23 protein-coding genes and 1 pseudogene are annotated in these 22,069 nt (G+C 68.9%); all 24 read right to left on the bottom strand.

The genetic code is table 11. From position 1 onward, the window contains the following. Positions 1-13: 13 nt before the first annotated feature. The 24 genes and pseudogenes from ACGF8A_RS03940 to ACGF8A_RS03825 all read right to left on the bottom strand — a co-directional run bounded on the left by ACGF8A_RS03940 (position 14) and on the right by ACGF8A_RS03825 (position 21,852). Positions 14-358 carry a hypothetical protein gene (locus ACGF8A_RS03940; RefSeq protein ID WP_393103939.1) on the bottom strand — a complete coding sequence of 115 codons (345 nt, stop codon included), beginning with the start codon at positions 356-358 and terminating at the stop codon, positions 14-16. A gap of 99 nt (positions 359-457) precedes the next feature. Then, positions 458-661 (bottom strand): hypothetical protein, encoded by a 204-nt coding sequence (locus ACGF8A_RS03935; protein ID WP_393103936.1) that lies wholly within the window; start codon positions 659-661, stop codon positions 458-460. An 89-nt stretch (positions 662-750) separates the two neighbouring features. Beyond that, the gene (locus ACGF8A_RS03930) at positions 751-1,320 is read right to left on the bottom strand and encodes a hypothetical protein (RefSeq protein WP_393103934.1); all 570 of its coding nucleotides are present in this window, start codon (positions 1,318-1,320) and stop codon (positions 751-753) included. Between the two features lie 157 nt (positions 1,321-1,477). Further along, positions 1,478-1,927, bottom strand: coding sequence for a hypothetical protein (locus ACGF8A_RS03925; protein WP_393103933.1), 450 nt, complete (start codon positions 1,925-1,927; stop codon positions 1,478-1,480). Between the two features lie 82 nt (positions 1,928-2,009). Continuing rightward, on the bottom strand, positions 2,010-2,255 hold the full coding sequence (locus tag ACGF8A_RS03920; RefSeq protein WP_019753491.1) for a hypothetical protein: 246 nt from the start codon (positions 2,253-2,255) through the stop codon (positions 2,010-2,012). A 330-nt stretch (positions 2,256-2,585) separates the two neighbouring features. After that, positions 2,586-3,524: pseudogene (locus tag ACGF8A_RS03915) on the bottom strand (peptidoglycan-binding protein); the annotation flags it as partial. Between the two features lie 148 nt (positions 3,525-3,672). After that, positions 3,673-4,110, bottom strand: a complete 438-nt coding sequence (locus tag ACGF8A_RS03910) for a hypothetical protein (protein ID WP_393103931.1) — start codon at positions 4,108-4,110, stop codon at positions 3,673-3,675. Next, a complete protein-coding gene (locus tag ACGF8A_RS03905; RefSeq protein ID WP_393103929.1) occupies positions 4,111-5,220 on the bottom strand; it encodes a hypothetical protein in 1,110 nt (369 codons plus the stop codon). Beyond that, positions 5,217-6,143: a hypothetical protein gene (locus ACGF8A_RS03900; protein ID WP_393103927.1), complete on the bottom strand. Its 927-nt coding sequence runs from the start codon at positions 6,141-6,143 to the stop codon at positions 5,217-5,219. The genes ACGF8A_RS03905 and ACGF8A_RS03900 overlap by 4 nt, the downstream gene beginning before the upstream one ends. 13 nt (positions 6,144-6,156) lie before the next feature. Further along, a complete protein-coding gene (locus tag ACGF8A_RS03895; protein ID WP_393103925.1) occupies positions 6,157-7,113 on the bottom strand; it encodes a phage distal tail protein in 957 nt (318 codons plus the stop codon). Beyond that, entirely contained in the window at positions 7,113-11,381 is a 4,269-nt protein-coding gene (locus tag ACGF8A_RS03890; RefSeq protein WP_393103923.1) for a phage tail tape measure protein, read from the bottom strand. The genes ACGF8A_RS03895 and ACGF8A_RS03890 overlap by 1 nt, the downstream gene beginning before the upstream one ends. A 33-nt stretch (positions 11,382-11,414) precedes the next feature. After that, positions 11,415-11,813, bottom strand: coding sequence for a hypothetical protein (locus ACGF8A_RS03885; RefSeq protein ID WP_393103921.1), 399 nt, complete (start codon positions 11,811-11,813; stop codon positions 11,415-11,417). Continuing rightward, a complete protein-coding gene (locus ACGF8A_RS03880) occupies positions 11,756-12,238 on the bottom strand; it encodes a hypothetical protein (RefSeq protein WP_393103919.1) in 483 nt (160 codons plus the stop codon). Before ACGF8A_RS03880 ends, ACGF8A_RS03885 begins: the two co-directional genes overlap by 58 nt. Before the next feature lie 74 nt (positions 12,239-12,312). Beyond that, positions 12,313-12,960 (bottom strand): hypothetical protein, encoded by a 648-nt coding sequence (locus tag ACGF8A_RS03875; RefSeq protein WP_393103917.1) that lies wholly within the window; start codon positions 12,958-12,960, stop codon positions 12,313-12,315. Positions 12,961-13,091: 131 nt separating this feature from the next. Beyond that, positions 13,092-13,535: a hypothetical protein gene (locus ACGF8A_RS03870; RefSeq protein WP_393103915.1), complete on the bottom strand. Its 444-nt coding sequence runs from the start codon at positions 13,533-13,535 to the stop codon at positions 13,092-13,094. Beyond that, on the bottom strand, positions 13,532-13,960 hold the full coding sequence (locus tag ACGF8A_RS03865; protein ID WP_393103913.1) for an HK97 gp10 family phage protein: 429 nt from the start codon (positions 13,958-13,960) through the stop codon (positions 13,532-13,534). The genes ACGF8A_RS03870 and ACGF8A_RS03865 overlap by 4 nt, the downstream gene beginning before the upstream one ends. Continuing rightward, complete coding sequence (locus ACGF8A_RS03860; RefSeq protein WP_393103911.1) at positions 13,960-14,391, bottom strand: DUF6093 family protein; 432 nt, start codon at positions 14,389-14,391, stop codon at positions 13,960-13,962. The genes ACGF8A_RS03865 and ACGF8A_RS03860 overlap by 1 nt, the downstream gene beginning before the upstream one ends. Further along, a complete protein-coding gene (locus ACGF8A_RS03855) occupies positions 14,381-14,755 on the bottom strand; it encodes a hypothetical protein (RefSeq protein WP_393103909.1) in 375 nt (124 codons plus the stop codon). Before ACGF8A_RS03855 ends, ACGF8A_RS03860 begins: the two co-directional genes overlap by 11 nt. A gap of 1,049 nt (positions 14,756-15,804) precedes the next feature. After that, entirely contained in the window at positions 15,805-16,824 is a 1,020-nt protein-coding gene (locus ACGF8A_RS03850) for a glycosyltransferase (RefSeq protein WP_393103907.1), read from the bottom strand. Continuing rightward, positions 16,824-18,116, bottom strand: coding sequence for a serine--tRNA ligase (gene serS / locus ACGF8A_RS03845; protein ID WP_393103905.1), 1,293 nt, complete (start codon positions 18,114-18,116; stop codon positions 16,824-16,826). The genes ACGF8A_RS03850 and serS overlap by 1 nt, the downstream gene beginning before the upstream one ends. Positions 18,117-18,188: 72 nt before the next feature. Continuing rightward, positions 18,189-18,818, bottom strand: coding sequence for a histidine phosphatase family protein (locus ACGF8A_RS03840; protein WP_393103903.1), 630 nt, complete (start codon positions 18,816-18,818; stop codon positions 18,189-18,191). Then, the gene (locus tag ACGF8A_RS03835; protein ID WP_393103901.1) at positions 18,815-19,639 is read right to left on the bottom strand and encodes an aminoglycoside phosphotransferase family protein; all 825 of its coding nucleotides are present in this window, start codon (positions 19,637-19,639) and stop codon (positions 18,815-18,817) included. The genes ACGF8A_RS03840 and ACGF8A_RS03835 overlap by 4 nt, the downstream gene beginning before the upstream one ends. 101 nt (positions 19,640-19,740) lie before the next feature. Beyond that, positions 19,741-20,991: a methionine adenosyltransferase gene (locus tag ACGF8A_RS03830; RefSeq protein WP_393103899.1), complete on the bottom strand. Its 1,251-nt coding sequence runs from the start codon at positions 20,989-20,991 to the stop codon at positions 19,741-19,743. Positions 20,992-21,066: 75 nt separating this feature from the next. Then, positions 21,067-21,852 (bottom strand): aminoglycoside phosphotransferase family protein, encoded by a 786-nt coding sequence (locus ACGF8A_RS03825; protein WP_393103897.1) that lies wholly within the window; start codon positions 21,850-21,852, stop codon positions 21,067-21,069. Between the last annotated feature and the right edge of the window lie 217 nt (positions 21,853-22,069).

Raw genomic sequence — 22,069 nt, 5'->3', positions numbered from 1 at the left:
CAAGAGAACTGGTTCAGTCGGTCCGCAAGGCGCGGACCTCGAACGCGCTCACCCACTCGGGGTGGCGCTCGATGAGCAGCCGGACGTACCGGCTGCGGAAGTTGTTGTTGAGGCGGAACTCGTCGCCCTCGGTCGCCGTGACGTAGCGCCATCGCAGGACCTCGAAGAGCATCCCGATGCCGACACGGCTCGCGCCGCGCTGCAGGTAGTCGGCGGTCAGGGCCTCCAGGGCACGCAGCACCCAGGGGTTGAGCTGGTGGAACGTCTCGAACTGGGCCTGGATCGACGTCGGCTGGTCATCCGGCTGCCTCACGGTGTGGATGACCAGGCCCGGTATCTCGTCCTGGACGGCTGCCATACCCACCCCCTGGTGTGACTTCTTTCAAGAATGTCACCTATCTTGAGGGTCAGCAGTCAGATGATCAACCCCACCGGCTACAGGCGCGACTTCACGGTCTCAGCCCGAGGTCCGCCCGGTCGCCTCCTCCATGCGGGCCAGGCGAGCCTCGTTGGCCGCCGAGGTCGCCCGCAGGGCGCGGATGGCGACGTTGGAGTCGGGGTGCTTGAGGGCGTAGAGAGAAAGGGCGCCCTCCACGACCAGGGCTTCGCGGGCGTCCATGATGGCGACCTCCCCGCCGTCCTGCGTGGCGATGAACTTCACTGTTGCCTCCTTGGCGAATGGGCGACCCCCAAAAGGGGATTGCTTATATCTTATTCGCATTTCGGGGCTACGTACAGTGCTTGCGCAGGTCAGAGGCTCTTACGGGCGTGACGGCCTCGGGTCAGTACGAGGCTGCCCGGCCCGTCATAGGTGCCGTCGCGCAGGGCGGCGACGACTGCCTCATCCACCTCCCAGGGCAGGCTCCGCGCGCTCTCGCGCAGCGTCGGGACGGCGGCGAGGACGGTCTCCAGCATCCAGAGCCTCGACCCGGACAGCAGCCAGTCGTGCTCCGGGAACCGTCCTGTGGCGATGGTCGTCGCCAAGTTGCCCTGTGCGGGCAGGTGGAACAGCTCGATGATCTCCTGCTGGCCGACGATCGGCGGCAGCTCGTCCCCCAGGTGCGGCTCCCAGCCCTCACCCTGTTCCGCGATGATCTGCGCCTTGACGTCGAGATCGACCTGGCGGAACCGCGCTGTCGTCGCTCCCCACCCGGCGGCGAAGCCGAGCGGCCAGTACCGCACGCCGCTGACGATGATCGCTGTCTCCGGATCCAGCACGCGGCGGCTTGGCGCCAGCCACTGCGCGACCTGCTTCGCATCGACGCGGTACAGCGCGGCGAACTCCTGGTGCCCGACCAGGTACGGCTTGCCCCGACTCATCCCCGTCCTCCGGTCTCTGCCCTGGTGCAGTGGGCAGCGTAGCCGTACGCGCACGCCGGCGTCGGCGCCGGCCGCTGCTATGGTGGCGGCGGTCTTTCTCCAAGAGGACCGATCGGCCCCCGCTTCGGCGGGGGCCGTGTGCGTTGCCGCGCGCGGCCTACGCGGTCTTGCCCTCGGGCTGGCCGGTGGTGGAGCTGAGCCGGGTCGAGCCCCGCTCCTTCCTCTGCCGCGTGAACCGCAGGGCGTGAATGGTGCGCCCACCAGTCACCTCACGGAACGCGGTCGCCACCTCGGCCTTGGTCAGCCGCCGTCCTCCCAGCGTGAACAGCGGTCCGTCCGCGCGTGCCCCGATCAGATCGCGCAGCGCGTTGGCCGCCGACACGGTGATCCCGGCCTCGTAGACGCCGGCCTCCTTCGCGTGCCGGATGACGACCAGGCGGTCACCCAGCTCCACGTCCGACACGTCGAACGCCAGGACCTCGTCCAGCCGGACCTCCGACTCCCAAAGCAGCTGCCACACCGCGCGGATGGCGGCCGGGACCGCCGGGTTCGCGAGCGCGGTGTCCACCTCCAGGTCGGTGACGAGCAGGCTTGTCGTATCCATCATGACCCCCAGGCCGCAGGAACAAGTGCGCCCTCACGCTATGCGCGCTGTCGGACAACACCGCTTGACGGCAGGGGCGTTCATCTCAGCCGCGGGCCAGGCTGAAGACGGTGAGCACCACCGCGGTGATGCTGGCCAGTACGGCAACGGTCGGCAGCGGCCACCTGGTCTTCTCCAGTGCGCTCACCCGTTCCTCCAGGTCCTCCAGGGCCTTGTCCGTTTGATCGCTGCGCTGGACGAGCAGCGCCAACTGTCCGTCGATGCGCGCGAATCCGACCTCCAGCGCCTGACGCAGCTCCGCCAGAGCGAGCGCGACCTGTCCTTCGGGCACGGCCTTCCTCCTCTACTCTCACGGCCCCGGCGGTCAGTGCTTCGGCGTGGCCGGGTCGCGCTTGAGCGGGAGCCACGAAGCCGTTCCGGGCCTGCCCAGGACCGTGCCGACAGTGGACTTCAGCGCGCTGAGCGCGGCCGGTATCGCGGAGACCGCGGCGGCCTGCCACGCCGACAGGGACACCATGTCCGTCGTGCTGGAGGCCGCCATCAGGCCCAGCAGCGACTGGAGGTAGGTAGCGATCGTGCGCTCGGCAACATCGGCAAGGGCCTGCGGCATCGGGTCGTGCTCCTGGTTCGGGGTGGTGGGGTTCGGGTCGGCGGCCCCGGCCTGATGCGGGACACGGAGGTCCGCCCAGGTCTGCGGGCCGGGAATGCCATCGGCGTCGGCACCGTGGTGACCGCGCTTGATCTGGTAGGCCGCGTAGGAGCGGCGGTGCGCGTCGTTCCACACCGGGCCGGGCGGCGTGTCGTAGGAGTCGCAGCCCTCGGCGATCAGTCGCTTCGCCATCGCAGCGATCACCGGGGAGGAGCGCCCCTCGCGGAAGAACTGCTTGCCCGGGTACGCCGCGTACTTCGGTGTCGGCTTGGGCTTGGGCTTCGGGTCCGGCCTCGGCTTCGGGTCCGGCTTCGGGTCCGGCTTGGGCTTCGGCTCGGGGCGGGGCTTCGGCTTGCCGCCGTCCTTGAGGTGCCGGGCGACCCGGGCGCGGAAGTCGTCCATGTCGATGCCGCCCGGGTCCGGCTTCCCTGGCCGCCACTCCTTGTGGCCGATGACGGAGTGCTCGTTCCATCCGTGCGCACGGCAGATGGCCGCCGCCGCACGCGCCATCGCGTCGAGCTGGGCCGCCGGCCACGGCTGGCTCCCGGTGTTGATGCACTCGAAGCCGTAGAAATGCCGGTTGCCGTCGGTATCCGCTTCGTTGTTGCGCGGGAGGCTCGTCTTCTCCGCGATGACCGCGAGCAGGACGTCTGTGTCACCCATGCCGGCGTGATTGGAACGCCCGTAGCCGACCAGGTGGATCGTCCCGGACCGGTCGATCACCCCGTGGCAGAGCGGTCCAGGAAGATCTTGGTAGCCCGTTCGGCACAGCTCCACCATGTCCTTCTCGGACGTGTACGGCCCGGTGTGGTGGATCATGACCCCGTTCGCGGGGCCCCAGTTTCCGTGGGTGTTCCGGTTGTGGGTGCGCCATTTGCCGTGCTCGACCACGCCGAGCCCGGCGCCCTTCAGCACGGACAGGAACCTGTCCGCACTCAGCGGTGTAGCCACGCGCTTCGTCCTTCTCCCCTGCGCCGGATGGCAGTCGGCCGTGGCCGCCGCGGCGGTCCGGTCCCTCGGGAGTCGAAGCGGGTGGAGGGTCACCCAGAGCCTCATGCTACCGGCGGCGCACGGGCTGGTCGCCGACGCGCGCAGCCGGTCAGGTGTCCGCGCGGTCGGTCCGGAACGACGCACTGTCCAGGCTGATCCAGGACGCGCGAACGGTGCCGCCGCCCTGGACGCGCAGCCGCACCAGGCCCTTGGGATCGATGTCGAGCCGGAGACTGCGGCGTGCCGCGTCGGAGGCGACATCGACCGTGCGCGGCGCTTCCGGCCAGTACCCCTCGGGCAGCAGCGCGACCAGCTCCTCGTCGACAGCCCGGCCGGCCGCCAGACCGATACGGCCGCAGAACTCGGTCGTGTCCCAGGGGTTGGCCCGGAAATGCGGCGGCTGCTCCTCGTCCGGAACGGTGGTGTCGCCGGTCAGCGGCAGGTCGCGCCACTCCGGGTACGGCGCGCGGCGGGCGCGTTCCAGGGTGACGACCCGCTTCTCCAGCTTGGCCAGTCGGCGGCCGAGGTCGGCGATCGTGTCCGGCACCTACTGCTCCTCTCCTTCGCCCGTCTCGTCCTCGGGCTTGTTGGTGCGCTCCAGCTTCAGCGTCACGCGCTCAGCCGTCTCGCCCTCGCCGGGCCGTACCGTCCAGCCGACGATCCGACACCAGGCGTCGAACTCGGTGTGCGGCTCGAACAGGCGGATCCGTACGTCGTCGCCGATGCGCAGCGCGTGGATCGGGGCCGCCGGGTGGTCGACGATCTCCAGCTCGGTCAGCGAGGGCAGGACCTGGCGGGCCAGCCGTTCACGGCGGGCCCGCTGCCTCAGCTTCGCTTCGTCCTTCTCGCTCGTCTCCAGCCGATGTTCCAGACGTAGACGGCCGTTGCGTACGCCGTCCACGACGACCTTGCGCTTCTTGCCCTCGCCCGCGCCGAGCCCGATGACCCACTGGGCGTAGGAGTCGGCGTCCTTGATGACGTGCGGGGTACCGACCACGTTGGCGCCGGTGGTGAACGTCAGGTCCTCGCGACGTCGGCCAAGGCGCGGCGCACCGAGGATGATGCGGCGCTCAGCGCGGCGCCCGCGCCAGGCCACGGTCTCCGACCACTCCAGGCCGTCATCGATCTCGGCCATCTCGTCCACGATCTCGCCGAGGTTGCGCGGGTCGGTCTTGGAGGTGGTGTACGGGTCCTTCGCGGTGCCGGTCTTCGCCTTGGACTTCGTGTCGTCCACGACCACGCCGAGGTCGCCGTCCGGCTGTGCCTGGGCGTAGGCCCACACGTCGCGGATCACGTCGCACGGGTCGGCTTCGATATATGGGCCGCGGCCGTCGAGGTTGCCGTGCAGGTCGAAGCGGCGGTGGAGGTAGCTGGTGAACCCGGAGGCTTCGACGGGCAGGGTGCTGCCCTCTGGTTCGGCGCGCCAGAGCAGCCCGCCCCAGTCGAGGCGGGCGTTGCGCTCGACGAGGAGCACCGTGTCGCCGGCGTCGAGCGCGTCGCCGAGGGAGCGGCGGAACGCCGTCGGCAGGGTCGCTTTCAGCGAGCCGGGCCCGGATATCTCCGGGCCGTACTCGACCTCGCTCAGTGGCAGGTTCCAGTGGAAAACGTCACCGGTCGAGGCCCGGGCCACGATGTAGCGGTAGTCGGCCATCGTCACGCAGGCCCTTCCGTGAACGCGACGTCGAGCGTGACGGTCGTGCCCTTGGCCACGGTCAAGTCGCCATCGCCGTACTTGTCGTTCTGGTTGATCTCGACGGCCAGGTGCTGGCGGGTGCCCCGGTAGGCGGGCGGTACGGCGAGCGTGTCGGCCAGGGTCACGGAGGAGCGGCGGGTGGTGGTGCCGTCGTCGTCCACGACGGTCGGCTTCGCGGCGCGCTCTCCGAGCCGGGTGCGCAGCTCGGCGTACACGGAGCCCGCCTCGGCGCGCAGGCCGGAGAGGGTGACGACGATGGTGGCCGTCGTCGCCCAGGCCGGGACGTCGAGATCCCAGGCGGCTTCCTTGGGCCAGGCCGCCCACTTGCCGTGCTTGCCGGGCACCTCCTCCGTCGTGGTCGGGTGCACGGTGCGCAGGGTGCGCTCGGTGCGCGGGTTCGCGAGCTGCCGCAGGTCGGTGATCATGTCGGCGGTGATCGCCGCGGTGTTGCGCGGCAGGGTGATGCGGGCCAGGGCGATCCCGGTCATGCCCTCGGGCACGGTGGTGGCGTCGCGGGCCACGCCTTTGACGACGTGGAAGTAGCCGATCTCCTGTGTGCGGGGGTCGCGTTCGCCCTCCCACTCGGGGTCCTCGATCCGCAGGACGATCAGGTCGGTGCGGGCAAAGGGGCCGGTCGGCTCGACGTCGACCCGCGCGTCGCCGATGTTGCTCTGGGTGTAGGCCCCCTGCCACGGGCGGGCGCCGTGGATGAGGGCGGAGCCGTCACCGACGCGGACGCCGGGGCCGGGGGTCTCCAGTGGGCGGACCTTCAGGTCCTCGCTCTCCGCGACGCCCTGCCGGCCGCGGGCGAGATCGCGGATCATCAGGCGCATCGCGCGGGCGGAGTGGTCGGCCCCGCGCACCATCATGGGGGGTTGCAGCGTCACGAGTGCTCTCCGTTCACAGGGTGGTGTACGCCGACCGCCACGCCACCTCGAGGCGCGCGGTGCCGGACGGGTCGGTCGCGCTCCAGGCGATCTCGGACCGTCCGGGCGGGAGGGTGAACAGGTCGAGACGGGATGCGGGGCTGAGGTCGTTGGCGACGTTGACGGTGCCGTTGCGCAGGGCCCAGCAGGTGCCGGGCCGGGTCTCGATCTCCACCCATTCGCCGTCGAGCAGCGACAGGTCGAGTTCGAGGACGCGGCGGGTGACGGTGTTCCAGATCCGTGGGTCGGTGACGGGGCCGTGCACGCGCAGGCTCGGGTAGGTCGGCACGTCGCCATGGTTGGTGATCCAGCCGGGGCGGTCGTCGGCCGGGTGGTGGTTCGGGTCGGCCGGGCGGCGGCACGCGGCAGGGCGGCCCATCACCTCGTCCACGGTGTGGTCCCCGTTCCGGGGTCGGGCGGCCTGGTCCAAGCTGAGTGTCAGCTTCGACAGCGCGTCGTCGTACCAGCGGGGGTTGTCCAGGCCGACGAATTCGATGTCCAGGGGTATCCAGCCGTGCACAGCGTTGGCCGTGCTGGTGGCCTCCATACGCCGAAGTCGCCCGTACATGCGGCGTGTTGTGTGTCCGGGCCACCGCCCCCGCAGGATGTGACGGCCGTCCGGATTGGTACGGGCGTCGGGGGTGTCCAGGGCCCGCTCCAGGCGGGCGAGGATTTCGGCGGCCTTCACGGGGTCTCCGGGCGTCTTGATGCCCGCCTCGAAGCGAAGGGGGCGCGGGCCGTAGAAGTCCCGGCCGGGCGCGGTGCCGTCGCTGTTGGAGTTGTCGGCGTCCTGCGGCCGTGTGCCGGGTGATCCGAGCCCTTCGATGTCGCCGATGGGGACGTAGCTGCCGGTGCCGAGGACGACGCCGCCGATCTCGTACTGCCACGGGGCCAGTTCGGGGCGGCTGTGCTTGTTCGGTGCTGTGGTCATCACACTCTCCCGCCCCGCTGCGCGTTGCGCAGGGTGCGCATCATCTCGTTGCCGATCTGCTCGGGGGTTGCGGAGCTGTCGGTGACAGTGACCGGCATGGAGCCGATCAGCGGCTGCTGTTCACGCACGACGACGACTTGGACCCGGCCGCCGGCACGGGCGTCCACCACACGGGTGCGGGCGCGGTCGCTGCCGGTGCGGAGATCGAAGGAGCGCACAACGCCCGCCATGGCCGCGACGCTGCGGGCCTGCTTGAAGCTGCTGGCGAGCATCGGGTTGTAGTCGCGGCTGCTCCGGCCTCGTACGCCGCCGTTGGCGTACCACTCGACCTGTCCACCGAACCGGTCGACCACGGTCTCCACGATCGCCTTGCTCCGGTCGCGCTTCGAGGCGGCCATAGGCACGTATGCCTCCCCGCCGGTCTCGGGCTCCCCCCAGATGCGCCAGCTCCCTGCCGGGGCGATCTGCGCGACGTGATGCTCGCGCCGACGGGGACCGGTGATCCCGCCGTCGGCGAAGTAGTCGACGACACCGCCGTCGGCCTGCTTCTTGGCCAGCCGCTCCTGGGTTTCAGCCTGCTTCTGGATGGCGTCGGCGATGGAGGCGTTCGACTCCTGGAGCTGACTGAAGATCGATACGTGGCGCGTGGTGACGGTCACCTCCTTGCCGCGCAGCGCGTTGATACGGCCCTGGATCGTGTCGGCCGCCTTCTTCGCGCCCCCGGTGGGAACCGTGACCTTCACGTCCTTGGAACCGGGGATCTTCTCGATGCGGAAGCCCAGCGACTCCAGCTGCTTTCGGGCCTCGGCCGTCGGCGCGCTGACCCGAACGCTCTTCGCGCCCGGCGTCGCCCGGATCTTCGCCTGCACCGCCTCAAGGCTCTTGATCGCCGCGGCGGTCGGCGCCGACACCTTCACGTTCTTCGCGTTCGGGGTCTGCCCGAGCTTGTCGATCAGCACGTCCAGGTTCTTGCGGGCGCCCGCCGTCGGAGCGGTGATCTTGATCTGCCGCGTGCCCGGCACCGTCTTGACCGTGAAGCCGAGGCTGCGCAGCTTCTTCTGCGCGCCGTCGCTCAGCGAGTCGACCTTGATCGTCTTCTGCTTCGGCAGCCGGTGGAACTCGGCCTGCACCGCGATCAGGTTCGCGAGCGTGCTGTCCATGCCCTTGGTCTGGAGCAGCAGCGACACCTTCGACGGCAGCAGGCCGAGGCTGTCGGCGACGCCCTCGGCCTGGGCCTTGGTCAGCCCGTAGCTGCGGGCCGCCTTGATCGCCTCGGCTCGCGCCCGGCTCATCTCCCCGCGGGCCTTCGCCAGTGCCGCGGGCAGGGACTCCCCGTTGCGCACGGCCAGGTCGTACGTCGCCACCGATGCATCGGCCGCCGCGTCGGACAGGGCGGTGAGCTGGGTGTAGAGCTGCTGCCCGTTTCGGGTCGTGGTGTTGAGGGTCTTGTCCTGGTTGACCAGCTGCCTGCCGCCGTAGCCCTGCTCCCGGTTGACGCCCTTGCTGCCCTCCTGAAGGTCGAGGACGGCGGAGTTGACCTTCGCCTTCGCAGCCTGAAGAGAGATCTGGCCGCCCGACAGCAGATCGAGGGCGCTCTTGAGGGAGCGGGTGCGGGTGTCGGCATCGGCCGTCTCGTCCGCCAGCCCGCCGACGGCGGCCTTGAGCCGGTCGTAGGCGGAGGTGCCGTCCCCGGTGCCCTTCGCCGCCTTGGCCAGTTCCTTGGCGTTCCTGACCGACTCGGCCATCTCGCCCTTGACGCTGCCGAGGGCATCGGCGGCGTCCTTGTACTGCTGGCCGACATCCGAGTAGACCTGCTTGCTCGCCTTTCCGCCCGCCACGTCCTCCCACACCTTGTGCTTGTCGGCGGTCGCCTGGAGCTGCTTCTGCAGCGCCTCCAGCGAGGTGCCCTGCCCGAGGTAGGCGTCCGTCAGGGAGGCGAGCGGCACGCCGGCGTCCTCCATGACCTTGCTCAGCTGCCCCTGGCTGGTCTTGGTGTCCAGCAGGATCTGGGCGGCCTGCTGGCGCACGTTGCTGTCGATCTGACCGCCGGACTCGCGCAGGGCCGAGGTCAGCGAGGAGATGCGCTGCTGGTGTTCGGCCGCGGCCTGCGCGGCCTTCTGCTGGCGAGCGGCGAGCAGGCCCAGGCCGACGGACACACCGGCCATGGCGATCCCGAACGGACCGCCGAGCGCGTTGCTGACACCGCCCAGAGCGGAGCGCAGCCCGGAACCGGCCGCACGGCCGATGCCGTTCAGCGTGCCCATGAACGTCACCCCGGCGCCGTTCGCGCTGCGGAACGCGGACGTCATGCTGCCGAGGAAACCGACGCGCGCCTGTACCGTGGCCCAGGCCGCGCCGTACCGCGACAGCGACACTCCGGCGGAGGCCGCGAGCGCCTGCTGGACCCGCATCTGCTGGGCGAAGCCCTGGAACCCGCTGCGGATCGGGCCGGTGACCGTGTTGGCGACGCTGGTCAGGGACGGCTGGACACGGCGGAACAGCAGCATGGCCAGGGCAGCCGACTGGATCGGGCCGGGCAGAGCGCCGAACGCGCTGACGAGACCGCCCACGATGTGCCCGACCGGCACGAGGACCAGGGACAGTCCCGAGACCGCGTCCATCGCCGCGTTGGCGACGGTGGCGATGATGTCGAGCGTGCCGGCCGCCGCACCGCCCTGCTCCCCGAGGTCGGCCACGGCGGACACGATGGGCTCCGCGCCGTCGGCCGCGTTGTCCAGGACCTCCCCCAGGGTCTGGGCGGCGTTGATCAGCAGGTTCAGGCCGGTGGCCAGAGCGTCCTCGCCCAGCTCCTTGAGCGGACCGACGAACCGTTTCGCCTCATCGACCAGGCCGCCAAGCCCTTCCTGGGTCTTGGCCTTCAGGTCCGGGCCGTACAGGATGGCGAGGTTGCGGCCGTACTCCAGCGCGGTGGTCAGGTACGGGGTCGCACCGGACAGTCCGCGGGTCAGCAGCCGCGTGACCCACTCCAGTCCGGGGGCCATACCCTCGTACAGCGCGAGCCCGGTCTGACGGGCCTGGGTGCGCAGCTGCACCATCGCGCCGGCCAGGCCCTGCCCGCGTGAGGCGGTGATGGAGGCGGCGGCGCCGGTCTGCCGTACGGCCATCGACAGGTCGTCGAAGGACTCGGTTCCCTGGTGCGCCAACGCCACCGCACCGCTGAGCGCCGGTTTCCCGAACGCCCTGGTGACGCCAGACGCGAAGTCCTTCTGAGACAGGTCGTGTTCGGCCTTCGCCAGACCGTCGATCACGACGCGCAGCCCGCGGAACTGCCCCTGGGCGTCCCAGGCGTCGATGCCCAGCTCCTTGAGCGCGGTGCGCATCTTCGGGGTGGGCGCGGCGAGGTTCGCGAAGATCCCGCGAAGGCTCGTGCCCGCCGTCTGCCCCAAGATGCCGGCCTTGCCGAGCATGCCGACCGCGGCCGCGGTGTCCTCCAGGGAGACGCCGAGGGCATTGGCGACGGGTCCGGCGTACCGCATCGAGTAGTAGATGTCGGTGATCGAGCCGGACGCCGAGTTCGCCGTGGCGGCCAGGGTGTCCGACGCCTTGGCCGCCTGATCAGCACCGAGGCCGTACTGGTCCATGATGTCGCCCAAATACCGGGCCGACGTGGCGGCGTTGACGTCGGCCGCCGCCGCGAGCTGGAGCGAGGCGCGTACGGCGTCGATCGACTGATCGGCGCGGAAACCGGCCTTGCTCAGCTCGACCATGCCCTCGGCCGCGTCCGCCGCGGTCGAGCCCGGCAGGCTCAGGTCGTTGCCGAGTTCCTGCGCGACGACAGCGGCGCGCTTCATCTGCGCGGCCGTGGCGCTGGTCACCGCGCGGAAGAGGTTCATCTGCCGCTGGTAGCGGTTGCCCTCCTCGACCATCTCGCCCGCGCCGAGCAGCAGGCTGCCGCCCGCGAGCATGTTGGTCATGGAGATGCCCCCTCTGCCCGCGCCCGCCATGGCGCGCTGGAGGCGGGACATGGAGCGGGCCCCGTCGTCCCCGGCCGCGCGCAGCGCCGCACGAGCCGCCCCGGCGCGGGCGGCGACCCGGTTCAGCTCGCCGACGGCCGCGCGGGAGGAACGATTCAGCGCGGCGAACTGAGCAGCGAGCCGCGCCCCGTTGGCGTCCAGCCGGGCCAGGGACCGGTTCGCCGCGTCGGTCCGGTCCCCCAACGTCCGCATCTGTGCGGAGGCAGCACGGGTTCCCGCGATCAGGTCGCGGACCTCGGCGCGCATCGCGACCGTGAGGGTGAACCCGGCCACCGCGGCGGCCTCCTTACATGGTGCGGGGGTGGATCAGGGGCGCGGCTCGTACTGGTCGCGCGGGAGGAGCTGGATCTTCACGCCGTAGCCGGACCGGTCCTGGGGGACGTGATCGCGTTCCTGCTCGATCAGCTCGCAGCCGGGGCAGCGCAGGGTGTCGGTGACGTAGGCGTGGGGGTCGCCGCCGCGTTCGCGGTCCCACTCCTCCAGCCGGGTGTGGCACTCCGGGCAGACCGACCGCTGCCACTCCGCCCAGGCCAACGCCTTTGCCCGGTCGAGGTCGGTCCAGCGGCCGTCACCGCCGAGGAACTGCGAGTGCGGGATCCCGTAGCGGGCGCACAGCTCCAGTTCGGCGCGCAGGCCGGCGTCACGGCTCAGCCTTTTCCCAGCTCGACCCGGCTCTCCTGCTGGATCTGCCAGGCGGCGTCCCACAGCGCATTGGCATCCGGCGCCGACCAGTCGTTCAGCAGCTCCTCGGCCTCCTCGCGGCTCATGCCGTCCACGGAGGCCGCCGCCACCAGCGCGGCGGGGAAGGTGTCGGCGTTGAAGATCGCCCCCTCCTCCGCCTGCTGTTCGGTGGGCGGGTGCTCGCTGATCAGCTCCTCCAGCACCGGGCGTGGCAGTGCGCGGAAGGTCAGGAACTCCGAGGCGGCGTCGAGTGCCTGGAGAGCCTGGTCCCGCGCCGCGTCTGCGTCGGTGGCCTGGCGCGTGGCCAGCTCGTCACCCGGGTTGGCCTCGGCGACGAACCGGGCACGGCGGGCGGCCTGCTCAGCCTCCTCGTACCGCTGGCGCAGCTCGGTGTCGTCGCAGATGCGGAGCCGGTTCTGTGGGCGGGCCCGGCGGCGGAGCCGTTCCATCTTGGCCGACCACGCCCCCTCCCCCGATGTGGCGGAGGGGGACGGGCGCTTGGCCTGTGCGGGGCGCGACACGATCAGCCCTCGTCAGCGTCGTGCTCGCGGACCGTCGCCTCGGTCTTGGTCTTGGTCTTGGTGGTGCTGACCACGGTCACGTCGACGTGGTCACCGTCGTGGTCGTGGTGACCGTGCTCGTGGTCGGTCTCGCAGTCCTTGTCCGGCAGCGGGCGGTGCTGCTTCTGCGGCACCGGGCGGTCGAGGGACGGCTCGTCGGTGATCGTGAAGTCCACCTTGAACTTGGCCGCTTCGTTGCCGGTCGAGTACGTCGCGGCGCGGGTGGCGACCTGGACCGGGAAGACGTCCACCGAGCGGGAGCCGGGCAGGTCGCCCTTGCGCAGAAGGATGACGTAGCCCTTCGCGCCCTTGGGGAGCTGCTGCTCGATCGCGTCGGAGAACCGGTCCTCGTAGAAGGTCAGGCTGGAGTTCTCGGCCTTGTCGTTGCCCGGGATCGAGGAGTTGAAGGTCGAGCCCATGTCGGGGGTCTCGATGGGGTCGTTCTCCAACGCCCAGCCCTCGATGTCCGAGACGGCGTCGGTCAGGCCGAAGGCGTTGGTGATCTCTCGGCGGCTGGGGTACTTCGGGTCGTTGAGGTCCGGCGACCAGAGGATCTTGGAGATGCCGCGCCGCAGAAATCGGGTCTGGGTCTTCTTCGTGCTCGTGGACACAGGTCCGCTCCCACTTCTGGGGCAGCGTCCCGTGCCGAGGCCCTGCCCCTTGAGGTTCAAAGGGGGTTCGCCTGGCCTGGGGCCTAGCGTCCGCGCGGGCCTCCGCGGTGAGGATCAGAAGAGACGTTCCTTCATGCCGGGGTCACGGTGATCGTGACCCGCTGCACGTAGGACACGATAGCGCCTGCCGCCGACACCGAGGGCTCTCCTCCGGCGTCGTAGGTCAACTCCCGGTCGATGACGCGGGCTTCGGGAACGTGCAGGTCGTGGACCCAGTGGCCGTCTCTCCGGCCGACGAGGCCAGCGCGTACGCGGTCGGCCAGCCACTCGACCTGATCGACCCGTTCCCCGACCGAGGTGACCTGGTAGGCCCAGGCGGCATCCGCGTGCCAGTCCCACAGGGGCGGGCCTGCGAACTCGGCAGGCAGCGAGTCGAGGATCGTGTACGGAACAGGCGCAGGTTCCCAGCCGGACTGCCCCTGAACACGCGGGAGTTCACCGATCCCGCACGGTCGGCCCGTGGCGTGCTCCAGGAGGACGGCGAGTGCGCGGGTCACCGGAAGGCGAGCGGTCACGGCAGCACCCCGTCCGCCAGGGCCTGGATGAAGGCCGGTTCGGTCTGCCGGAACGCGGGCTCGACGTGCGGGAACGGCGGCTGCCGGTAGTGCCGTCCGAGGCTGTCCACGCCGACGAAGCCGTACTCCAGCCGTCGCGCCTGTGGGGCGTCGGAGAACACCTCGGCGGTGACCTCGCCGCCGCCGGTGCGCACCCGCACGTCCCAGGAGGCTCGGTACTGCCCGGTGATCACGTTCGGGCCGGGCCTGCCGCTCGCATTCCGCTGGATGCGGACCCGCAGCAGCATGGCGTGGTGCCGCGTGATCGTCCGCGTGCGGGCACGGGTGGCCGGACCCATCCCGGCCAGGGCGGCAGCCAGCGCGATCGGATCGCGGAACGCGGTCGCGTCCGGGTGGGCGTTGGGGTGCGGATTCGCCGGTGCCATCAGTCGATCACCTGCACCCTGACGATGCGCACCACGCTGTAGGTGCCCACGGTCTCGTCCGACACGCGGAAGCGGCGGCCGATCAGCTGAGGATCACGCGGCCCGCCCTGCCTCACCGATCCGGCCACGCGCACCACGTCGTCCGGCCGGAGCTCCGGAGCGTCAACGGGGAGCACGACCTGATAGTCCGTCGTGGGCGGCTCGACGGCGACGGCACCGCTCAACGGCCGGGTGATCGCGGGACGGCCCAGCGGCATCACGGCGCCGAGCCCGTCCCAGACCAAGGACTCGTCCGGCGTCGGGGACACGAGCTGGCCGGTGGCTTCGTCCAGCACATCGTCCGCGCGGCCGGCGCCGTCCCGCCACACTTCGAGCTTGTCGTCCAGGATGCGGCCGACAACTCGACGCGCACCCTCCACGTCAAAGGCCACGCGCCCACTCCACGAGCTGGGTGAGCATCGCCTGAGTCAGGGAGTGCGGGCCGGTGCCCAGGTCGGGCCGGGCCAGAGCGGACCGCTCCAGCTCCTCGGCATCGATCGCCGACAGGAACACCGCGGCAGCCGGGCCCGGGTCAGGCAGGTCCGCCACGGAGACTCGGGCAAGACCCTCGAAGGTCGACTCGGCATAGTCCCCCGAGTACAGGACAACCTGCGGTTGTTCCCCCTCTCGGTGGGTGACGGTGTAGCCGCTCAGGGCACCAGGGTCCACCCGTTGTCCGTCGATCTCGATCGCGGCCTTCGCGCCGCGAGCGGTTATGCACACGCTGTGCAGGTTTCCGTCGCTGTCGTGATCCATTCAGCCGACGCTAACGCCGCTGTCGGACATCGTGGGCGGACCATCTGGTCACAGTCCGAAAGGACTACTTCCTGTGTCGTGGCGACTCGCGACCTCGTGCTCGATGCGAGCGGCAACTGCGGGCCACGGCACGGTAAGCCCTGCAATGGTCGTCCAGTACCGGTGGGATGATCGAACTGCGACGCTCACTCCCAGGCGAACCGCCTCTGGTTTGAGCGTCGCCAGGACGCGGCGGGTTATCCCTCCTGCGCCCCTCGGGGCGGGCATGATGCCGTTCCCAAGGAGGAGTGTCGCCGTACGCAGAGCGTCGAGGGTTGAGGGAGGTGCTGCCGCAACGAGGGGTCCAAAGACAAGCTCATTCCACCTTCGACGAGTTCGGGCCCAGGCCAACCGCTCAAGCCCTGTTCCTAGATCTACGGCCATGCACCGAGGGTCCTTGGCATTCCAGAGGAGGACGATGTCACCCAAGGTCAGGTCCAAGTGCCGGAACCGCAGGGTTATTCCCTCGACTTGGCTTCGCCTCCACACCTCTAGGCGACCGTATACGCTTATGTGGCGGGCGTGGAAGCCAAGTTGAGAGAGCACAGACAGCCAGGCGTCAAGGACTTGTCCATACTCGTCAATGCTTTCTATGGGCTGGACGCACGAGACGTTGACGAATGACGTGAGAAATCCGTCGCACAGCTCTCCGGACGCAGAGCGTTGCCCCGTGAATCGAACCACCGGTTGAGGAATGAAGCCGCGTCTATAGGTTGAAGGACGACCCTCCTTGAGGAGCGGGTCAAGTGCTTGGACGGCAGAGATGGTCAGTTCGGTCTCGCGTCCCCATCGGAGGGGGAGGCATGCGTCCCGGAGAAAGCCTTGAGTGGCGAAGGCGTATTCGAGAGTGCCTAGTAGTTGCTCCCAGGACAGTGGACCGCGAGGCGGGCGGTACGGGGAGTCACGATGGGGATGCTTGACCTCCAGTGTGTCCCCATCCTGGTGGAACTCCCAATGAGAGCCTAACGCTTGGCGAAGGAGGCCTGGAATCCGTGGGCCAAGTTCCCTGCTCAGCATGGCCGAGCAGCCATGGCCTCGAAGTGCCGCGCGGGATCGAATCGCTGTAGTCCGATCGCCTGCACCCGACGGTGATCGCACGGCTCAGTCTGCTCGAGAGCCTCGGCCAGTCGCCATGCTGCTGTCTCGTCGTCCTCTTCGGGACTGACGACCGCTATCACACCGGTCTCTCCACACAAGGCTGCCTCGGCACAAGTTCCTTCGCGCCAAGTCAGTGCGGCGATGGGCGTGCCAGCTCGCAGGGCCTCGCCGAACACTGCCGCCCCCGCCTCCACGTAGTTCCGCGCGTACGTATAGACGAACACCGACGCGTCGCGGATGGCGGCGGACTTGGCGGGGCCGCCGAGTTCACCCACCCACTCGACGTGATCCGCAGCGAAGAGCTTGTGCCGACGTACGTATTCCTCGTCGAAGACCGGTCCAACGATGCGGATGCGGCGGCCGAGAATCTCCGCCGCCCTCACGGCGAGGTGCGGAGCCTTCTCCTCATCTATTCGTCCAAGCCACACGAGGTCCCGACCCCGAACGGCTGGCGGTTCGTCCTCATGGAGCCCCAAGTGAACGGCGAGTTCAGGGATCGGTTGGTGGCCGGCGTACCGCTCGATCATCTCGGACGAGTAGCAGTACAGCCGTGACCGCTTGCCGTCGAACGCCGTGGCGGTGTGCTGGAAGACGGGAGAGTGCTGGAACGTGGCCACGTCGCAGTCCAGCTCGTCCCAGGTGCGAGTCCACGTAGCCAGCGAGGGGTATTCGTGGCCGACCACGAGGAGGTCGTAGCCGGTGTCTCGGAGGTCGCGCTCGGCCAGGGATCCGGCGGTGACGTCTTCGAGACGGACCGGCTTACGGACCCATTCGGAATCGAGGTCCGGGAGCCAGCCCGGACCAAGGAGGTGTACGTCGGCGCCTGCGGCACGGGCGCCTACTGCGACCGCCCACAGCCATCGTTCGATCCCGCCGTATCCGGCAGGGGGAAAAGCGTAGCTACCAGGAAAGTCGCAGACGCCGACGAGCACTATGCCTCCGGTGTTCCGTCCGCCGAGATCCGGCGGAAGCCGAGGTATGGGACGAGGGATTCAGGCAGGAGGATGGAGCCGTCCTGCTGCTGGCACTGCTCAAGGAGAGCGGCCAGGGTGCGGCCGATAGGCAGGCCGGAGCCGTTGAGGGTAGCGACGAGCTTGGGCTTGCCGTCCTCACCGCGGGTCCGGATGTTCGCCCGGCGGGCCTGGAAGGTGCCGAAGTTCGAGACCGAGGAGATCTCGCGGTACGTGTTCTGGCTCGGGATCCAGACCTCGATGTCGTAGGTGAGCTGGGCAGAAAAGCCCGTGTCGCCGGCGGCCAGCTTGATGACGCGGTAGGCGAGGCCGAGTTCCTTCAGGCACGCCTCGGCATGGCCGATCATCTTCTCCAGCTCGACGTCGGCGTCCGCCGGGTCGACGATGCGAACGATCTCGACCTTGGCGAACTGGTGCTGGCGGATCAGTCCACGGGTATCGCGGCCATACGAGCCCGCCTCCGACCGGAAGCACGGGGTGTGCGCGGTGAATGCGAGCGGCAGCTCTGCCGGGGGGATGATCTCATCGGCGTAGAGGTTGGTCAGCGGAACCTCGGCCGTCGGGATGAGGAACAGTTCGCGATCGGCGACACCGGTCTTGAACAGGTCCTCCTCGAACTTCGGGAGCTGGCCGGTACCGGTCATGGTCTTGCGAGTGACGAGATAGGGCACCGCGTATTCGACGTAGCCATGCCGACGCGTGTGGAGGTCGAGGAAGAGCGTAGCCAGGGCACGCTCCAGAGCGGCACCAGCGCCACGAGAGACCGCGAAGCGCGGCCCGGACAGCTTCGTGGCCCGGCCGAAGTCGAGGATGCCGGTGGCCTCGCCCAGATCAACGTGGTCCTTCGGTTCGAACGCGAACGCGGGGGGCGTGCCGACGCGCCGGATCTCGACCGCGAACTCCTCGGAGTCGCCATCGGGGGCCGAGTCGTCCGGCAGGTTCGGGATGCTCAGAAGCAGGTCACGGAGCTGCGCCTCGATTTGCTCTTGGTCGGCCTCGATCTCCCGGATTTGCTCCTTGATCTCGCGGGCGCGCTCCTTGAGCTTGGTGATGTCGCCGCCCTGCTTGGCCGTCTGCTGGACCTCGCTCGCCACCCGCTTGGACTCTGCCCGCAGCTCGTCGGCCGAGCGGATGTTCTGGTTGCGCCGAGAGTGGAGGGACTCCAGCTCGGACAGGTCCAGGGTGTAGCCGCGACGAGCGAGCCGACGAACCGCTTCGGCACCCATGTCGATCAGGGCGCGGGCATCATGCATGAGGGGTCCTTCTCCTCCGGGAAGTGAGCTACTGCTCCGACGGTAGCAACTGCCGAGATGGCGCTGCCCCGCTTATATAGCCGCGCCACCCCCTTCCCCGAGGTCTCTGCGAGACTCCATAGCAAGATCAGATAGGAGATCCTCGATCCAGACGGTGAGCGAGTCGTCCGCGACGTCGAGCGGCTGGACGCACGGGGCCTCAGGAAAGTGCAGAGGCATCGCCTCGCCCCCGGACCGGTCGCGCTGCCAGAGCAGCACGGACAGCAGCAGGCCGTGGCACACCACGAGGCGAGGCCCAGGGACAGCTAGGCAATCCCGCAGCCCGAGGAGCATTCTGCGGATCCCTTCCCGCTGGGATTCTGCAGCGCCTGGCGGACGCCTCCATGCACCGTGGTGATCAAGCCAATCACCGTATGTGAGCCAAGGACCGCCTTCGAAGTCGCCGTAGTCCAGTTCGTTCAGCCTGGCCTCGACAACCAGCTCGGCGGCGGGGACACCAGTGAGCAGGACCGCGGTCTGCTGGGCTCGCGAGAATCCGCTGGCGATCCATGTTTTCGTGCTGTGAAGCGGTAGCACGGCCCAGGCTCGCTGACACGATCGGATTCCGTCTTCGCTGAGCTCGACCGGAACAGAGGGATCCCCGTTGACGAGGTACTTCATGCTGTACTCGGTCTGACCGTGACGGAGGATGTGCGTCCTCATCCGTCGCTCCCCGAGCCTCGGGCGGATAAGAAGGAGAGAACCTCCAGCATCTGGGGCGCTCGCGGATCATCGATGTCCACGTAGTAGAGGAGGCCATCCAAGGACAGCAACCTGCACCATGGGGCGATCATCGGCACCGGGATGCGGGACACTCTGGACGCCGTCGCGAGCCGTATGTTCGTCTCACGACCGAGGTCGTAGTAGACGGTCCAGAAGGCCCAATCGAACACCGCATCTCCGACCATGGGCACCGGGTCGATCAGCCGCGGATGCCCGGTGCTGTCGAACGCCACGTTCTCGCGATACATATCCCCGTGCAGCACGGTGGGCTGACCTGTGCCCTCCACGAGTCTGTGAATCGCTCGGAGCTCGTGGTCGGCGAGCGGCTGCCAGGAACCGAGATCGATGCTTCGCGCCCGTTTCTCGATCCTCGGGAACACCTCGAAACGCAGGTAGTCACTGAGGAGGGGGAGGTGACCAGTGAGGGGTCTGGCCCGTCCGAGAGTGTGCAGCCCTTGCAGTGCGGCGGCCACGACCTGTGTCTCCCGCTGGCGCCAACTGGAACCTCCCGGACGGCCGCCCACCATTTCCAGAACGGCCACCGCCATGTCGTCGTCGACCTCAACGACGTCCGCCGTCGGCCCGCCGGCCCACAACCGCAACGCTCGAATCTCGTGGCGGTAGCGGGCCGGGTCCACCCAAGCCTTGACGATCAGCGGACGCCCGTCGAGAGCCGTGGCCGTCACGATCACCGAGGCGTGTCCAGCGTCGTGGTACCCGCCGAGGGAGAGCTGCCAGCGTTCCGCTACCTGCCTCAGCACGCACGGAACGGCATCGAGCCATTCCTGAGCCTTCGGTCCATAGTGAGCGAGTAGCCGCCGTCGACATCCCGCGGGCACCTCGCCGAGCGTCCGCGTCGTCATCAGCTCAGCACGACCCCATCGTGAACGAGCTCGTCGGTGAGGGCCGGGAACTCCTCCAGGGCCTCGGTGATGAGCGCCTGCACCTTGTCAATCTCGACCTCACCCGCGGCGAGACGGACCAGGACGCGCCAGGGCTGATCGAGCCTCTGCCCGGTGGTGCTCACCAGGTGCACCTCCGCGTGCTCTCCCGTGGCCTCGTTGAGCCGGCTGGCGAGCCGGAGGGCGGCGATGTTGTAGAGCTTGCCAACGTGGTAGACGGGGTTCTTACCGCTGGCTCCCTCCAGGTTCATCGGCCGCAGAGGCGTGATGAGGCCGTTGACACGGTTTCCTCGGCCGACGACGCCCTCATCCCCGGACTCGATCGAGCTGCCGGTGTACGTCAGGTAGAGCTCGTCCTTCTCGGGCATGTCGCGGGCGTTGAGGCGGAAGTCCGCGTCCGCGCCGGGCAGCCTGCTGTCGGCGAGGCGGTGGCACTCCGCGAGGACAGCCTCCGCGTTCTGGACGTATTCGGCCCGACTCGCGACATGGCGGGACTTCTGGGGCACGCACAGCACGATGTCCGCGTGTTGGCCGTCCCAGTACCCCATGAGCTTCACGTCCGATCCGCACCACTGGTGGGCCCGCGTGAAGTCACTCTGTCCCGAAAAGTGATCCACCAGGTCGCGAACGAAGGTTTCGAATGGGCTCTCGGGGGCCCACCCCGTGCCGAGCGACGTGTCGTTCGAGAGGCGCACCCGACGCTCGCGGAGGTCGTCGATCGACCGGGGGTTGAACCAGCGAGTCCGATCCGGAACGGCGTCTCCGGTGAGCACCGCACCGGGGCTTGAGTTGCTCGTGATGTTGTAGGCGATGTCGAGGTGGTCAGCCACCTCCGGCAGGCGCTCGGCGAAGAACGCCCTTACCTCTGCCTCGACGATCTCGGTGACGGGGATTGTCTCTCCACCGCACATCGGAGCTGCTCGCCCGTTGACCAGCACACGCACGGGAGAGGTCATCCGGCCACCACCGTACCGGACTTCACTCGCACCGCCGAGGAGCGCCAGCTTGTCGAAGTTGTGGTGCAGCACGGCGCCGAAGTGCTCCACCGTGTACCGGCTGTACGCGCGGGACAGTCTCTCCGCGAGGTGGTCGGCGAGCGTATCCGGGTGGCCGAGGCCCTTGCGTTCGACGATGGTCGTCGCGTCAGGAGGGTTCACCCCAGCCTCGATCACTACGTGGCTGTTGCCGAAGGTCGCGGTGGTTCGTTGCATGGCCTACTCCGATTCGAAGGGTTGGAAAGGGACGTGCGGTCTCACGGGCCTCGTTAGGCCGAGACAGCGCCGTTCTCAGCGCGGGACACCAGCCGCGCGCAGGTGGGCGATCGTTCGAGCGAGTTCCGCGCAGGCTGCCGCGGGATCGTCCTCCGCGACGAGCTGATAAAGGTCATGCGATGGCAGGAGCAGGATGTCTCCGGCTCTCCGTCGGTCGAGCCATAGGGCCAGACGCCAGGCCAACACCGCGCCAGGGACGGGAAGTTGGCTGATGAGCCCGACGGGAATTCGGTGGACTGGAACCGACGAGTAGATCAGGTCTCGTATGAGGTGAAAGATCGCGTCAGCGTGATCGCTGGAAGCTGGCCCTCGCCCGCTGGCCTCCCAGTCGAGAACGTGAAGACGGCTGCCGTCGAATAGAAGATGGTCCGGTTTGAGGTCACCGTGAAGGTAAACCGTTGGCAGGTCGTCGCAAGGTTCCAGAGAAGCCTCCAGCGACCCCCACCATGGCAGTCGTCGGCAGGCGAGAGACATCTGGTCGAGAAGGAAGCGACTGTTGCCTCTGTTCGCATCACCCTTCTGCTGGGTCCAGCCGGCTCCGGGAGGCAGTCCAACGACTTGACTATGTAACCGCTCGGTCGTCGAGACAACGTGACAGAGGTAATGCTGAATCCCCTTGGCCGTGTCGAATGAACAAGGCTTGCCGGGCACGGTCGACAGCACGGTCCAGGCATGGGTCTTCTGTTCACCAGTCGCCAGGACGCGGGGCACAGAGAACCCCCAGTCTGCGGCGAGAGTCAGAGCCTCGACCTCCCGGCGCCGCCTCTCGTGCGGCGAGACACAACGGTAGATCTTGAGCACGGACCCGCCGTCGATGGCCCAGCGCGTGATCGAGTTGGGCTTGACCGTCGCCGGGCCGTACCCCCCGAGCTGACGCTGCAGGACTCCGAGGCGCGGAGGGCGGACCGGCGTGTGCTCTTGCCGATCCAACACAGGCTGCTGCTCGGTCTCCGTGCTCTGCCCTGCACTACTCATCATGGTCTGGCCCTCCCAGCGGCTGGCTTGGCTGACAACTAGG

This window comes from Streptomyces sp. NPDC047706 (genome assembly GCF_043204795.1).
Lineage (GTDB): Bacteria > Actinomycetota > Actinomycetes > Streptomycetales > Streptomycetaceae > Streptomyces.
This window is presented reverse-complemented; position numbering and strand designations above follow the sequence as displayed.

Bases quoted from the DNA above. Each gene is read 5' to 3' on its own strand.
- ACGF8A_RS03940 (WP_393103939.1), bottom strand. From the start codon at position 358: ATGGCAGCCGTCCAGGACGAGATACCGGGCCTGGTCATCCACACCGTG.
- serS (WP_393103905.1), bottom strand. From the start codon at position 18,116: ATGCATGATGCCCGCGCCCTGATCGACATGGGTGCCGAAGCGGTTCGT.
- ACGF8A_RS03830 (WP_393103899.1), bottom strand. From the start codon at position 20,991: ATGCAACGAACCACCGCGACCTTCGGCAACAGCCACGTAGTGATCGAG.
- ACGF8A_RS03925 (WP_393103933.1), bottom strand. From the start codon at position 1,927: ATGATGGATACGACAAGCCTGCTCGTCACCGACCTGGAGGTGGACACC.
- ACGF8A_RS03895 (WP_393103925.1), bottom strand. From the start codon at position 7,113: ATGACCACAGCACCGAACAAGCACAGCCGCCCCGAACTGGCCCCGTGG.
- ACGF8A_RS03930 (WP_393103934.1), bottom strand. From the start codon at position 1,320: ATGAGTCGGGGCAAGCCGTACCTGGTCGGGCACCAGGAGTTCGCCGCG.
- ACGF8A_RS03840 (WP_393103903.1), bottom strand. From the start codon at position 18,818: ATGAGGACGCACATCCTCCGTCACGGTCAGACCGAGTACAGCATGAAG.
- ACGF8A_RS03865 (WP_393103913.1), bottom strand. From the start codon at position 13,960: ATGGCACCGGCGAATCCGCACCCCAACGCCCACCCGGACGCGACCGCG.
- ACGF8A_RS03880 (WP_393103919.1), bottom strand. From the start codon at position 12,238: ATGGAACGGCTCCGCCGCCGGGCCCGCCCACAGAACCGGCTCCGCATC.
- ACGF8A_RS03855 (WP_393103909.1), bottom strand. From the start codon at position 14,755: ATGGATCACGACAGCGACGGAAACCTGCACAGCGTGTGCATAACCGCT.